This is a genomic window from Arthrobacter sp. 05N428_2, assembly GCF_056397065.1.
This window is the reverse complement of the sequence record NZ_JBFTMR010000002.1, coordinates 197,541-210,102: the sequence shown is the minus strand read 5'-3', so window position 1 is coordinate 210,102 and position 12,562 is coordinate 197,541. Positions and strand designations below refer to the sequence as shown.

The window sequence follows — 12,562 nt, the reverse complement described above, 5'->3', positions numbered from 1 at the left end:
GGACTAACCCGGCGGACTAGTCGCGGGTGAGGCGGCGGTGGGTCACGCGGTGCGGCTTGGCCGCGTCCGGGCCGAGGCGCTCGACCTTGTTCTCCTCGTAGGATTCGAAGTTGCCCTCGAACCAATACCACTTGGAGGGGTTCTCCTCGTCACCTTCGTAGGCGAGGATGTGGGTGGCCACCCGGTCCAGGAACCAGCGGTCGTGCGAGACTACGACGGCGCAGCCCGGGAATTCGAGCAGGGCATTTTCGAGGCTGCTGAGCGTCTCGACGTCGAGGTCGTTAGTCGGTTCGTCGAGGAGCAGCAGGTTGCCGCCCTGCTTCAGGGTCAGGGCCAGGTTCAGGCGGTTGCGCTCACCACCGGAAAGCACCCCTGCCTTCTTCTGCTGGTCCGGGCCCTTGAAGCCAAAGGCTGCGACGTAGGCGCGGGACGGCATCTCGACCTGGCCTACCTGGATGAAGTCGAGCCCGTCGGAGACGACCTCCCACAGGGTCTTGTTCGGGTCGATGCCGCCACGGCTCTGGTCCGCGTAGGAGATCTTGACGGAATCACCGATTTTAAGCTCACCGCCGTCGAGGGGCTCAAGTCCGACAATGGTCTTGAACAGGGTGGTCTTGCCGACGCCGTTCGGGCCGATGACGCCGACAATACCGTTCCGCGGCAACGTAAAGGACAGCCCGTCGATCAGGGTGCGGTCCTCGAAGCCCTTCTGCAGGTTCGTGGCCTCCAGAACGAGGCCCCCCAGGCGCGGGCCCGGCGGGATCTGGATCTCTTCGAAGTCGAGCTTGCGGGTCCGGTCCGCCTCGGCGGCCATTTCCTCATAGCGGGCCAGACGGGCCTTGGACTTGGTCTGCCGGCCCTTGGCGTTGGAACGGACCCATTCCAGTTCCTCGGTGAGGCGCTTGGCCTGCTTCGCGTCCTTCTTGCCCTGGACTTCGAGGCGGGCACGCTTCTTCTCCAGGTAGGTGGAGTAGTTGCCTTCGTACGGGTACAGGTGGCCGCGGTCCACTTCGGCGATCCATTCGGCCACGTGGTCCAGGAAGTACCGGTCGTGGGTGACGGCGAGGACGGCACCGGCGTAGGAGGAGAGGTGCTGCTCAAGCCACAGCACGCTCTCGGCGTCGAGGTGGTTGGTCGGTTCGTCCAGCAGCAGCAGGTCCGGCTTCTGCAGCAGGAGCTTGCAGAGTGCAACGCGGCGGCGCTCACCGCCGGAGAGCAGCGTGACGTCGGCATCGGCCGGCGGGCAGCGCAGCGCGTCCATGGCCTGCTCAAGCTGGGAATCGAGGTCCCACGCGTCGGCAGCGTCGATGGCTTCCTGCAGGTGGCCCATTTCCTCGAGGAGCGTGTCGTAGTCCGCGTCCGGGCTCGCCATTTCTTCGGAGATCTCATTGAACCGCTGGATCTTGCCGTAGATTTCGCCGACGCCTTCCTGGACGTTGCCCAGAACGGTCTTGTCCTCGTTCAGCGGCGGTTCCTGCAAAAGGATGCCGACGGAGTACCCGGGGCTCAGGCGTGCTTCACCGTTGGACGGAGTGTCCAGGCCGGCCATGATCTTCAGAATGGTGGATTTACCGGCACCATTGGGGCCAACAACACCAATCTTGGCCCCCGGGAAGAAGGACATGCTCACGTCGTCGAGGATAAGTTTTTCGCCAACGGCCTTGCGGGCCTTGGTCATTGTGTAGATAAATTCCGCCATGCCTACAAATCTAGTGGCTCGGAGCGGATAACTCACATTCCGGAGGGCGCCCGCCGGAGTCCGGCGACGGGTCCGCGGAGCGCCGTTCCGGTGGCTGCGGACTAGGCCGGCGAACCGACGAAACAACGGCCGCCTGCAAGGAGGGGGAGAACGGTCACGGCCACGGTGCCCTTCCGCAGCTGGGCAACGATGCAGTCCTGGTCCTGCCGGACCGCTGCCTCCACCGCGTCCGCCGCAAGACCGGTGGGCGTTCGGCTGGCTGTGACTTCGATGGCAGCGGGCGGGAAGCCGGCGTCGACGATGGCCGCACGGATTTGATCCGTCCCGGGCGCGGACCCCGGGGCCGCCATCCTTGCCAGAGCCGCCTCCATGCGGGTCCGGGCCGCCGAAGTGGCCGGACCGGGCGTCGCGGAGGGGGTTTCGGGTCGGGCGGCCACCGCTGGCGCCGGGGCGGACGGGGCTGACGCGGCCGCGGACGCGCCGCTGCTGCCGATGCTGCTGCTGCCGATGCTGCCGCCGCCGATGGTCGCCGAGCAGGCGGAGGTCGCTGCCAGTAGCAGGCCCACTGCTCCGAACACGGGCAGCAGCGCCAATCGCTCAGTCTTCCTGAAGGCCCGCATCACCTGGCAATTCTGCCACGGGGCCACCGTCCGCGGGCTCAGGCGGCGGCCTCCTTCAGTTCGCCGGTCTCCTCGTCGAACTCCTGCTCGTCATCGGTGTCGTCGCCGTCCGATGCACCATGGCCGCCGTCGTCGTTCGGCTCGCGGTCACCGTCGTGGGGCAGGTCGGCCCCGCTGCCGTTGCCCTCGACAGCCGCGAGGCCCTGGCCAGGCACCGGGCCGCCGCCGGCGGTCCGTGTGAAGTTGGCCGAGCCCCACATCAGGTCGTGGCCGACAGACTCCGCGTCGATCTCAGCCACGTGATAGATGCGGCCCTCCTTTTCCCAGCTGCGCATCTTGAGCCGGCCGACGATGATGACGCGCTGGCCCTTCTTGATGCTGCAGCCCATGTTTCCGGCCAGTTGCCGGTATCCCTGCACCGTGAACCAGTTGGTGTTGCCGTCCACCCAGGCGTTCGCGGCGCGGTCAAAGCGCCGCCCGGTGGAACCCAGCCGGAAGGACGCCGTGGCGACGCCACCCGGCGTCGTTGAGGTCTTGATCTCCGTGGCAACGAAGCCGCGGACCGTAATGCTGTCATTCATGGGGTTGTCCTGTCTCGATTGGTCGTGCCCTAGCAGGCATTCCCAGCTTCCCGCCGGGGCGGAAGCGCCGCGAGGGCGGGACTTGCCTATGTGGAAAACCGAGGCCGCCACGGCGGGCGGGGGCGGGGAGTGGAAAATGCCCGGACGCCACTGACAGGCAGCACGCCGCCGGCACTGTAAACTTCTTGAGGCGCCCCCGGCAGAAGCTGGGCGGCACGCCAGATTGCCCCAGTAGCTCAGGGGATAGAGCAGCGGCCTTCTAATCCGCCGGTCGGGGGTTCGATTCCCTCCTGGGGCACCGCGTGCGGCTCTGGCCGCGGATCATCCGCCGGCCGGAGCCGCCCCTTCAGCCGCTCTCGTTCGGTTCGGACGCTCCCCCACGTCTACTGGGAAGCACGCCGCTCAGATCCACTTGTTGTGTCGGAAAATCACGTACAAAACCAACCCCATCACCACCATCAGCCCCATCGCCATCGGATACCCGAACGGCCAATCGAGTTCGGGCATCAGACGGAAGTTCATCCCGTAAATCGATGCGATGAGCGTGGGGGCGAAGAGAATGGCGGCCCACGACGAGATCCGCTTGGTCTGCTCGTTCTGGGCGATGCTCGATTCCGTCAGCAGCTTCATTTCGTCGTTCTGCCGTTGTGCCACAAGGGCGGCGTTGACCGCGAGCGCATTCTGCAGCAGGGCCCGGAATGCCGCGATCCGTTCGCTGAGACGCAACACATGGTCCAAGACGTCCCGGAAGTGGTCCTGCAAGTCCGGCCCGGGCACCCTGCCGGGGCTGCCCGCCCGGAGCGCCTGTAAGATGGCCGCCAGCGGCGCCGTAGCGCGCTGGAACGTGATCACCTGCCGCGAGAGTTCATAGATCCGGCGGGTGACGCCGGGATCGGCGGCGAAGAGATCATCCTCGATCTCGTCGACGTCGTTCTCCAGACCGGCCGCGACCGGCTCGTATTCGTCTACCACCTGGTCCAGGATGGCGTACAGCACAGCGTCCGGCCCGAGCGCCAGGAACTCGGGCTCGGATTCCATCCGGCGGCGCACCCGTGCCAGGTCCGGCGACTCGGCGTGGCGGACGGTGACCACAAAATCGGGGCCGGAGAAGACGTGGATTTCGCCGAACTGGACTTTCTCCACCTCGTCCAGGTACCGGGCAGGCCGAAGCACGAGAAAGAGGGTGTCGCCGTAGTGTTCAAGCTTGGCGCGCTGATGGCCGGCAAGCGCGTCCTCCACGGCCAGATGGTTCAGGTCAAATTCCTCGGCCACCGAGCGGAGCTCCGGAGCGTCCGGGCGGTACAGCCCGATCCAGGCCATCCCCTGGCGCTGTCGCAGGATGAAGTACGTCTCATCCAGGTCTTCGGGGTCCGCGGTCCGGTGTCCGTCCACGTAAACAGCGTTGTCGACGATAGTCACAGCTGCGCCTCCCTGCCGGACGGCCCGCCAGGGCGTCCCTTTGGAGTGACGCTATACCGTCGCCCGCCCGGTGCCAACAGCCGCACGTTTCGCCGGACCCCCATGCCTCATTTCGCGGCAACGCGCCACTCCCGCACGCACCATTGGTCATAAGCACGCTTAGTATTGAGATGACAGCCGCGGCCCAGGGAAAGCCTGTGCCCGGCCCGCAACCGAAAGGTACGGCCGCCATGACCCAGACACCCCGCGGATTCGATCCCCAGGATCCCAACGATGCCGCGACCACGCCTCCCCCGGTCACGGCTGAGGCCCCGGCCGCGGACATCGACGGGGGCTACGACACCGCTGGCCCAGGTGGGAGCACCCCTCCCCTCACCAGCCCGCCCGGCGGCACACTGGCACCGGCCGGGGAAGCCCCCCGCGCCGCGACCCCCGAAACGCCCACGGCAGCGCCGACGCCGGAACCGGAACCCCGCCGCGTTACCCGCGCGGGAATGGTGTGGGCCGCGGTGGCCAGCGCGCTGGTGGTGTTGGTCCTGCTCATCGTCTTCATCCTGCAGAACCAGGAATACGTCCAGGTGAAGTTCTTTGGCCTCGAAGGGGCAGTCCCGCTCGGCATCGCCCTTTTCATCGCCGCTGTTGGCGGCGGCATCCTGGTCGCCATCGCGGGCGCGGCCCGCATCATTCAGTTGCGGCTCGCAACCCACCGCCAGCGTCTCCGGCTGGCCGGCCAGGCGGCGCGGCAGCGCTGACGCCCTGACGGGGACGGCCCCGGCCGCCCCACGGCCCCGTCCGCACGCAGGTCCCGGGTCCGCTACGGCAACGTCAGGATGACCGGACCGTCGGCGGTGATCGCGACGGTGTGCTCGCTGTGGGCTGCCCGGCGTCCGTTGGCCGAGCGGAGGGTCCACTCGTCGTCGTCGTGGTAGTAGTCGTCCTTGCGGCCGAGGATCAGCATGGGCTCGATCGCAATGACCAGCCCCTCGGTCAGCTTGATCCCCCGGCCCGGCCGGCCGTCGTTGGGCACGTGCGGGTCCGCGTGCATAGTCCTGCCGATACCGTGGCCGCCATGGTCCGCCAGCAGACCGTAGCCGGCCCGGCGAGCGGCCCCGCCGATCGCATAAGCCACGTCACCCATCTTGTTGCCGATCCGCGCCGCCTCGATCCCCCGTGCCAGGGCCTGGTCCGTGGCATCGATCAGCGCCTGGTCCACCGGATCAGCCGTACCCACGATGAAACTGATCGCGGCGTCCCCGCACCAGCCCGCCAGGAACGCGCCGCAGTCCACGCTCAGCAGGTCGCCGTCCGCAAGCCGGTAGTCGTTGGGGATGCCGTGCACCACCGCATCGTTGACACTTGTGCAGATGACGCCCGGGAACGGCACGGAGGCCCAGCGGGGGCGGTAGTCAAGAAACGCCGGAGTGGCGCCGGCCGCGGCAATCGCCTGTGCGGCAACGCCGTCGAGCTCCTTCAGCGTCACGCCGACGTCGGCTGCCTCGCGCACCAGCGCCAGCGTGTTCGCCACCACCCGTCCGGCCTCGCGCATCAGGGCGATCTCGTCGGGGCTCTTGATCATGGACATTGGCTCCTTCCGAGGCGGACCGGTGAGGGCGACGGCTAGATGACCGGACGGGTGGTGACGGGCTCCGCCGGTTTGCTGAACAGCTGCTTGGTTTTCGGATCCAGGAAGATCAGGTACAGCGCGAAGAGCAGGGCGATCAGGGCAGCAGCGTTGCGGGCCAGCGCCAGTGCCAGGCCAAGGTCTCCGGTCTGCAGGTAGGGAAACACTTCCAGCTGGTCCGAGATGGCGTAGACCATGAAGAAGGACACCATGAAATACACCGCCTTCACTTGCCAGTCATCCCGGATGCCGGTGACCGCGAACAGAGGGATGAGCCAGACAACGTACCAGGACTGGATCATCGGTGCCAGGAACACGACGGCGGCGAAGGCAAGCGTGAGGCGACGCATCAGGCGGTCGTAGTCTCCGCGGAAGATCTGCCAGGCGACGATGCCCAGCGCGAGCAGCTTCCCGGCGTCGTACACCCACTTGGCCATCCCCCAGCCGTCGAGGTTGAAGGCGTTCAAGATGGAGGCGACGATGAGTCCGAGCAAACCGACCGGCGCGTACCAGATCCAGATGCTGCCCGGCGCGGACAGGCCATTGATCCAGCCGAACCCGAACCCGTTGACCAGGCTCATCGCGTAGAGCAGGGCGAAGCTGATGCCCCCAGTGAGCGCCCAGAAGATGAACTTGCGCGACCAGCCGGCGTTCTTGCCCGCCCACAGCAGGCCGATAAACGGCAGGAACACGATGGTGATGGGTTTGACCGAGATGGACAGCGTGACCAGGACCAGGCCCAGCAGCACCCGCTTGGTCGCGCAGTAGTACAACCCGGCGAGGGCCAGGCCGATCATCAGGGCGTCGTTGTGCACGCTGGCGATGAAGTTCGTGAGGAACAGCGGATTGGCGGCAGTCAGCCACAGGGCCCGGTGCGGGTTGACACCGTGCAGGTCAGCCAGTTTCGGTACGTAGATGATGCAGAGCACAATGCCGACCAGGGCGGCGAGCCGGAACAGCATGATGCTGGCTTCGGGTTGGACGTTCGTGGACCAGACGACGAACTGCTCGATCCACAGGAAGAGCTGCCCGTACGGCACCGGCGCCTCGGTCCACATCTTGTCGGCGCCCAACTGGAAGTAGTTTGATAGCGCCGAGATGCCGTTTTCGTATGGGTTGAAGCCCTCCACCATCAGGCGGCCCTGGCCGATGTAGGCGTACACGTCGCGGCTGAACAACGGAACGGAAAACATCATCGGCAGCCCCCACGCGACCACCGCCTGCAGCGTTGCCTTGCGGGCGCCGGCACCCCAGCTCCGCACCCGCTGACCCAGCCGAAGCCAGGCACGGACCAGCAGCATACCGCCGACGGCCAGGAGCACAATGCTCAGCCCGGTGCCCACGGCCTCGGTCCGCATCCAGATGAACAAGGGCACCCGCCGCAATTCGGAGACCGGGGCCAGCCAGCCGACGCCGAGCGAACCGACGGCCATGAACATCGAGCCAAGGAATCCCGACAGGATCGGCGACCGGGCGTTGTCCACATCAGCGGCCGCCGCCGTTGGGGAGGTGCGGGACCTGCCGGCGGCCGATTCCGCCACCGCAGGTACAGGCGCCGTCATCTCAGGATCGTCCAATCTGTTGTCGGGCTAGTTGTGGCCGGCCGCTTTGGCCCGCTGGTTCTGGGCCACCTTCCGGCCAGCAGTGCAGTCACGGGGCACGCGGCCACGCCGGAAAATTCCGAGGGCCGCGTATCCGAAATCGTAGCACCGGAGCGCTCAGCGGCGCCGGAACTGTAGGCTGGGCGGGTGCCTATATCTAATGAACGCATCGTGTGGATCGACTGCGAAATGACCGGACTGGACACCACGAATGACGCCCTCATCGAAGTGGCGGCCTTGGTAACGGACTCGGAACTGAACATCCTCGGCGACGGCGTGGACGTCGTGATCAAACCGGACGACGCTGCGCTGGCCCAAATGAACGACTTTGTGCGCGACATGCATACCCGCTCCGGGCTGCTCGCTGAACTCCCGCACGGCAAGACCATGGCCGAAGCGCAGTCGGTGGTGCTCGAGTACATCAAGAAGTGGGTGCCGGACCCGAAGAAAGCCCCGCTGGGCGGCAACTCGGTGGGCACCGACCGGGTGTTCCTGGTCCGCGACATGCCGGAACTGGTCGAGCACCTGCACTACCGGGTGATCGATGTGAGCACCATCAAGGAGCTCTCCCGGCGCTGGTACGCCCGGGCGTACTTCCAGTCCCCGGCCAAGCTCGGCGGCCACCGCGCCCTGGGCGACATCCAGGACTCCATCGACGAACTCCGTTACTACCGGGAGGCAGTCTTCGTGCCCGCGCCCGGTCCCGACAGCGCCACCGCGCAGCGGATCGCGAAGTCGATCATGGCACCGGCACCCGAAGCGACGGGAGCGCAGGCTCCGGCACCGGCGGAGTAATCTCCACCACGTTTGGAGAAATATCCGACCAAATACGGAAAATTGGCAAAACCATCCCCGAACAGCAGGTAAGCTATTTGTCGTTGCCTTTTCAGCCCGCCGGTTCGCCGGAGGGAGTGAGACGGCACATGGTGGGCGTAGCTCAGTTGGCAGAGCGCCTGGTTGTGGTCCAGGAGGTCGCGGGTTCAACCCCCGTCGCTCACCCTCACCAAGGACGGCAGAGTTGTCCGACCTTGCCTAAGGCCGCACCGGATATCCGGTGCGGCCTTTGGTGTCTGTACGGCGGTGTCTATACGGCGTTATCTGTCCACTGTTGTCCGTGAGGAAGGAACCGCGATGAAGCGCCAGCTCTTTGAAGAAGACCACGAGATGTTCCGTGAGATGGCCGCGGAGTTCGACGCGCGTGCGGTTGCCCCGCACTACGGGCAATGGGACCAGGACCACATCATGTCCCGCGAACTCTGGACGGCGGCCGGCGAGCAGGGCCTGCTGGGCCTCGCCGTCCCCGAGGAGTTCGGCGGCATGGGCGTGGACGACTACCGTTACCGCGCCGTGCTGGACGAGGAATTCGCCCGACGCGACCACCTGGCTGTCGGCCTGGCCTTCCACCTGCACGATGACATGGTCCTCCCCCACCTGTTGGCCTACGGCTCCGACGAACTAAAGTCCCGGTGGCTGCCCGGCATGGTCTCCGGCGAAACGGTCACCTCGATCGCCATGACCGAACCCGGCGCCGGTTCGGATCTGCGCGGCGTCCGCACCAAGGCCATTCGCGACGGCGACGACTGGCTGGTTACCGGCCAGAAAACCTTCATCGGCAACGGCATCTCCGGCGACGCGGCGCTGGTCCTGGCCCGTACCGACGGGAGCACCGGGAGGGGCGGCCGCGACTCCTTCTCGCTGTTCATGGTGCGGAAGGGCGAGGGCTACAACACGGGCAAGCAGCTGGACAAGATGGGACTGAAGGCCTCCGACACGGCGGAACTGTTCTTCGACAACGTCCGGGTGCCGCGCGCCGACCTGGTTGGGGAGGAAGGCAAGGGCCTGCAGTACGCCGCCGAGCAGCTCCCCCAGGGCCGGCTGGCCATCGCCGTCGCCAGTTCCGCCGTCGTCCGGGCCGTCTATGAGGCGACCGTGACGTACACGAAGGAGCGGAACGCCTTCGGCGAGCGGATCATCGATTTCCAGAACAGCCGGTTCGAACTCGCCGACATCCTCACCGAGGTGGAGGTCACGGAGGGTTACGTGGACCGGGCCATGCTGGCCTTCAACGCCGGCGAACTCGACGCCGCCTCGGCGGCGCGGGCCAAGTTGTGGGCCTCCGAGCGGGCCAAGTCCATCACCGACCGGTGCCTGCAGCTGCACGGCGGCTACGGTTACATCCTGGAATACCCGGTGGCCCAGGCTTACCTCGCCGCCCGGTTGCTCACCATTTTCGGCGGCACCAACGAAATCATGCGCGACGTCATCGGCCGCACCATCGCCGACTGACCACCCGGGCACGCACACGCAAAGCATCAAAGGAACCAGCCGCCATGACAGTCCTTCCAATCACGATCTGGGGCGAACCCGTGCTGCACCGCCGGGCCGCCGAAGTCGAAGTCTTCGACGACGAACTGCGCACCCTGATCGCGGACATGTTCGAGACCAACGACGCCGCCAACGGCGTGGGCCTCGCCGCACCCCAGGTCGGGGTGGGCCGGCGGTTGTTTGTGTACAAATTCGAAAACGACGACGGCGCGCCGTCGTCCGGTGTCGTCGTCAACCCGGTGCTCACCCTCTCCAAGGTCTCCGGTGCACTGCCGGATCCGGACGAGGAGGAGGAAGGATGCCTGTCCTTCCCCGGCGGCCAGTACCCGCTCAAGCGCGCCGAATGGGCGCGGGTGCAAGGGTTCGACGGCGAGGGCAAGCCGATCGAGTTCGAGGCGACCGGCTGGTTCGCCCGGGTGATCCAGCACGAATACGACCACCTCGACGGCAAGCTGTACGTTAACCGGCTGATCGACCGCTACTCCCGCAAGGCGATGAAGCAGGCCAAGAAAAGCGGCTGGGGTGTGCCCGGACTGACGTGGATGCCCGGCGTGGACCCGGATCCCTTCGGCCACTAGCGCACCGGCGGGCTACTCTTCGCGCGGTTCCAGGAGGGCGGCCGCGTGATCCGGAACGTAGCGGAAGAGATCCCGCGGTGGACGGGTGTAGTTGACAGCCTTGGGCCTTTCCGGCAACGTCACCGGCTCCGTGCGGACTTCGGCGTAGTCGATGCTGGAAAGCAGATGGGCGATCATGTTGATCCGGGCCCGACGCTTGTCCTCGGCCTCGACCACAAACCATGGCGATTCGGCGGTGTCCGTCTGCATGAACATGTCGTCCTTCGCCCGCGAGTAGTCCTCCCACCGCAGGATCGCCTCCCGGTCCATCGGCGAAAGCTTCCACTGCCGCAGCGGGTCCTCCAGCCGGGACCTAAAGCGCCGTTCCTGCTCCGCGTGGCTGATCGAGAACCAGTATTTGAACAGCAGGATGCCGTCTTGGAGCAGCAGCCGCTCGAAGACCGGGCACTGGGCCATAAAGCGTTTGTGTTCCGCGGGCGTGCAGAATCCCATCACCTGCTCGACGCCGGCGCGGTTGTACCAGGAGCGGTCCATCAGGACGATCTCTCCCGCCGCCGGCAGATGCTCCACATAGCGCTGGAAATACCATTCGCCGCGCTGCCGTTCGGTCGGGGCGGGCAGCGCGACGATGCGGGCGACACGCGGGTTGAGGTACTCGGTAACCCGCTTGATGGCGCTGCCCTTGCCCGCGGCGTCGCGTCCCTCGAAAATCACGAGGACGCGCGCCCCGGTGCTACGCACCCATTCCTGCAACGCGACCAGCTCGGCCTGCAGCCGCGCTAGTTCGGTCTCGTAAACATCGAGCGGTAACCGCCCGGCCCGCCGTGGCGCATCGCCTTTGGCCCCCTTAGCCCGCGTCTTCCCCCGTGCCGCGCCCTTCCCGGCGCCGCCTTTGCCATGTGCCACGGTTGGCCGGATGGTCAGGGCATCACTTTGTACAGGTCAACGACGGTTTCTTCCGGCGGGGAAGTAAAACCGCCGTCGATGCCCGCCTGCATCTTGGGCATCAGGACGCCGTCGCGGAATTTCTCCCAACTCTCCTTCGATTCATGGACTGCCATGATGGTCCAGCCGCCGGCCGAGGCGCCGCCGGCGTGAAAGACCTGGCCTTCCGGCAGGCGGCCTTCGCCGGGATGGACCGCGGCGATTGACGCCTCGTACTGCTCCTTGGTTCCCCCCGCGAAAAAGTGCACCACTCCGTACGCCATCTTGTCCTCCTTGGTTGGATTACCGTTCCGACAGCCACAGTCGTAGACCCGCCGGACCGGCATGTCAATGAGCTCGGATTTCGGACCCGCGCCGGGTCAGCGTGGCACCACGGTCTGCTGCTCCGGACAGGCGCCCAGGGCACGCCTCATCGCGTCCCTTTCGGCCGGCGTCACCCACAGTCCGTAGGCTGCCTTGACCGAGATCTGCCGGGCTACGTAATGGCAGCGGAACGCCTTGTTGGGGGGCAGCCAGGTGGCGGCGTCGGAAGCGCTCTTGTCCTGGTTTGCCTGTCCGTCGACGGCGATCAGGTTCAACGGATCGTTCGCCAGATGCTGGCGCTGCACAGCCGTCAAGAGCTGGGCGCCCTTCTGCCAGGCGTCCCCCAGTGCCACCACGTGGTCAATCTGGACCGCCTTGCTGGACTCCGCTCCGCGCTGGAACTCGATGGTCCGGCCGGTGTAGGGCTCCTGGAAGGACCCGGCCCCGACCCGGCAGCGGGACCCTTCGGTAAACCGGGCGTCGGGCAGGTCGCGGCGGAGGATGTCGTTCCGGGTGTCGCAGCCGTTGCCGTCGACATCGAGCCATGCCTGGCCGAAGGCGCTGCGGTCATAGCCGTTCGCGGCTGCACGGCCCTTGACCGGCAGGGTCTCCAGCACATCCGCCGCGAGCTCATCAGGCACCGGCCGCACCGGCGCGACGGCCTTCATCCAGCCCGCCGCGAGCACCGGAGCGTCACGGGGACCGGCGGTCGGCGGCTCTGCCACGGCAAACTGGCCCGCGGTGAAGAACCAGACAACGGTGGCGGCCAGCGCCAGCAGTCCGGCCGTCAGCAGGGCCCACGCCTGGCGGGACCGGCGCCGGGCGCGCCGGAAGTCGGTCCAGGTGGCGGTCACGGACGTTTCCGCGCAG

Annotated in this window: 13 protein-coding genes and 2 tRNA genes; 6 read left to right on the top strand and 9 right to left on the bottom strand. The window is 66.7% G+C overall.

The features are described from left to right. Positions 1 to 16: 16 nt before the first annotated feature. From ettA to AC1DGI_RS02695, 3 genes are all read right to left on the bottom strand, one after another. Positions 17 to 1,699 (bottom strand): energy-dependent translational throttle protein EttA, encoded by a 1,683-nt coding sequence (gene ettA / locus AC1DGI_RS02705; protein WP_476897665.1) that lies wholly within the window; start codon positions 1,697 to 1,699, stop codon positions 17 to 19. Between the two features lie 101 nt (positions 1,700 to 1,800). Then, positions 1,801 to 2,292 carry a DUF6993 domain-containing protein gene (locus AC1DGI_RS02700; RefSeq protein ID WP_476897664.1) on the bottom strand — a complete coding sequence of 164 codons (492 nt, stop codon included), beginning with the start codon at positions 2,290 to 2,292 and terminating at the stop codon, positions 1,801 to 1,803. Between the two features lie 65 nt (positions 2,293 to 2,357). After that, positions 2,358 to 2,900 (bottom strand): single-stranded DNA-binding protein, encoded by a 543-nt coding sequence (locus AC1DGI_RS02695; protein WP_476897663.1) that lies wholly within the window; start codon positions 2,898 to 2,900, stop codon positions 2,358 to 2,360. A 225-nt stretch (positions 2,901 to 3,125) separates the two neighbouring features. Between AC1DGI_RS02695 and AC1DGI_RS02690 the strand changes: the two genes are divergently transcribed. After that, positions 3,126 to 3,198 (top strand) — tRNA-Arg (locus tag AC1DGI_RS02690). A gap of 104 nt (positions 3,199 to 3,302) precedes the next feature. On the opposite strand, the gene AC1DGI_RS02685 is transcribed toward AC1DGI_RS02690, so the two are convergent. Continuing rightward, positions 3,303 to 4,319 (bottom strand): magnesium and cobalt transport protein CorA, encoded by a 1,017-nt coding sequence (locus tag AC1DGI_RS02685; protein WP_476897662.1) that lies wholly within the window; start codon positions 4,317 to 4,319, stop codon positions 3,303 to 3,305. 230 nt (positions 4,320 to 4,549) lie between these two features. Between AC1DGI_RS02685 and AC1DGI_RS02680 the strand changes: the two genes are divergently transcribed. Beyond that, entirely contained in the window at positions 4,550 to 5,071 is a 522-nt protein-coding gene (locus AC1DGI_RS02680) for a LapA family protein (RefSeq protein ID WP_476897661.1), read from the top strand. A gap of 62 nt (positions 5,072 to 5,133) precedes the next feature. On the opposite strand, the gene map is transcribed toward AC1DGI_RS02680, so the two are convergent. Then, positions 5,134 to 5,901, bottom strand: coding sequence for a type I methionyl aminopeptidase (gene map, locus AC1DGI_RS02675; protein ID WP_441403017.1), 768 nt, complete (start codon positions 5,899 to 5,901; stop codon positions 5,134 to 5,136). A gap of 35 nt (positions 5,902 to 5,936) precedes the next feature. Continuing rightward, positions 5,937 to 7,502, bottom strand: a complete 1,566-nt coding sequence (gene mptB, locus AC1DGI_RS02670) for a polyprenol phosphomannose-dependent alpha 1,6 mannosyltransferase MptB (protein ID WP_476897660.1) — start codon at positions 7,500 to 7,502, stop codon at positions 5,937 to 5,939. Between the two features lie 186 nt (positions 7,503 to 7,688). Here mptB and orn point away from each other — a divergent pair, with 186 nt between their 5' ends. The 4 genes from orn (at position 7,689) to def (ending at position 10,444) form a co-directional block, all read left to right on the top strand. Then, positions 7,689 to 8,336, top strand: a complete 648-nt coding sequence (orn, locus tag AC1DGI_RS02665; RefSeq protein WP_476897659.1) for an oligoribonuclease — start codon at positions 7,689 to 7,691, stop codon at positions 8,334 to 8,336. Between the two features lie 131 nt (positions 8,337 to 8,467). Next, positions 8,468 to 8,540 (top strand) — tRNA-His (locus AC1DGI_RS02660). A 132-nt stretch (positions 8,541 to 8,672) separates the two neighbouring features. Beyond that, positions 8,673 to 9,827 carry an acyl-CoA dehydrogenase family protein gene (locus tag AC1DGI_RS02655; RefSeq protein ID WP_476897658.1) on the top strand — a complete coding sequence of 385 codons (1,155 nt, stop codon included), beginning with the start codon at positions 8,673 to 8,675 and terminating at the stop codon, positions 9,825 to 9,827. Between the two features lie 44 nt (positions 9,828 to 9,871). Then, positions 9,872 to 10,444 (top strand): peptide deformylase, encoded by a 573-nt coding sequence (def, locus tag AC1DGI_RS02650; RefSeq protein WP_441401082.1) that lies wholly within the window; start codon positions 9,872 to 9,874, stop codon positions 10,442 to 10,444. A gap of 12 nt (positions 10,445 to 10,456) precedes the next feature. Here the strand turns inward: def and ppk2 are convergent, their stop codons facing one another. The 3 genes from ppk2 to AC1DGI_RS02635 all read right to left on the bottom strand — a co-directional run bounded on the left by ppk2 (position 10,457) and on the right by AC1DGI_RS02635 (position 12,546). After that, positions 10,457 to 11,350 carry a polyphosphate kinase 2 gene (gene ppk2, locus AC1DGI_RS02645; protein WP_476897657.1) on the bottom strand — a complete coding sequence of 298 codons (894 nt, stop codon included), beginning with the start codon at positions 11,348 to 11,350 and terminating at the stop codon, positions 10,457 to 10,459. A gap of 14 nt (positions 11,351 to 11,364) precedes the next feature. Beyond that, positions 11,365 to 11,652, bottom strand: a complete 288-nt coding sequence (locus AC1DGI_RS02640) for a hypothetical protein (RefSeq protein ID WP_441401078.1) — start codon at positions 11,650 to 11,652, stop codon at positions 11,365 to 11,367. Between the two features lie 96 nt (positions 11,653 to 11,748). Next, positions 11,749 to 12,546, bottom strand: a complete 798-nt coding sequence (locus AC1DGI_RS02635) for an HNH endonuclease family protein (RefSeq protein ID WP_476897656.1) — start codon at positions 12,544 to 12,546, stop codon at positions 11,749 to 11,751. Positions 12,547 to 12,562: the final 16 nt, after the last annotated feature.

Excerpts from the sequence above, each read along its gene's own strand:
- AC1DGI_RS02655 (WP_476897658.1), top strand. The coding sequence starts at position 8,673 with ATGAAGCGCCAGCTCTTTGAAGAAGACCACGAGATGTTCCGTGAGATG.
- ettA (WP_476897665.1), bottom strand. The coding sequence starts at position 1,699 with ATGGCGGAATTTATCTACACAATGACCAAGGCCCGCAAGGCCGTTGGC.
- def (WP_441401082.1), top strand. The coding sequence starts at position 9,872 with ATGACAGTCCTTCCAATCACGATCTGGGGCGAACCCGTGCTGCACCGC.
- AC1DGI_RS02680 (WP_476897661.1), top strand. The coding sequence starts at position 4,550 with ATGACCCAGACACCCCGCGGATTCGATCCCCAGGATCCCAACGATGCC.
- mptB (WP_476897660.1), bottom strand. The coding sequence starts at position 7,502 with ATGACGGCGCCTGTACCTGCGGTGGCGGAATCGGCCGCCGGCAGGTCC.
- AC1DGI_RS02640 (WP_441401078.1), bottom strand. The coding sequence starts at position 11,652 with ATGGCGTACGGAGTGGTGCACTTTTTCGCGGGGGGAACCAAGGAGCAG.
- map (WP_441403017.1), bottom strand. The coding sequence starts at position 5,901 with ATGTCCATGATCAAGAGCCCCGACGAGATCGCCCTGATGCGCGAGGCC.
- AC1DGI_RS02695 (WP_476897663.1), bottom strand. The coding sequence starts at position 2,900 with ATGAATGACAGCATTACGGTCCGCGGCTTCGTTGCCACGGAGATCAAG.